This is a genomic window from Bacillus sp. SIMBA_074 (assembly GCF_046534555.1).
GTDB classification, from domain to species: Bacteria; Bacillota; Bacilli; order Bacillales; family Bacillaceae_G; genus Bacillus_A; species Bacillus_A mycoides.
Genome location: NZ_JAWRYM010001280.1, coordinates 1 through 233, shown reverse-complemented (window position 1 = coordinate 233; position 233 = coordinate 1). Strand labels below are relative to the sequence as shown.

The following is a 233-nucleotide window of genomic DNA, read 5'->3' as shown; positions in this document are numbered from 1 at the left end:
CTTCAAGCCTTGCTGAATGATGCGCTCGATATGTTCTTTGGGCAAATACGCCATGATGGAACGATAGGATGCCCCGACGAATAAGGGGGATCGGCTGCCGACCGAAACGGAAAATTTCACAACATGATCAGGCTCCAGGGCATCGAGAGTCAATCCCTCATCCCCGTCCAGACTAGTCAAGAAGATCGATTCTCCAGCTTCCTCCATCATGCGCTCTAAAATGGGACGAATCA

Annotated in this window: 1 protein-coding gene; it reads right to left on the bottom strand. The window is 50.6% G+C overall.

What is annotated here, in order from left to right; genetic code table 11:
- Positions 1–233 (bottom strand): IclR family transcriptional regulator domain-containing protein (locus tag SB773_RS34830; protein WP_486304345.1); only part of this gene is annotated, 233 nt, incomplete at both ends.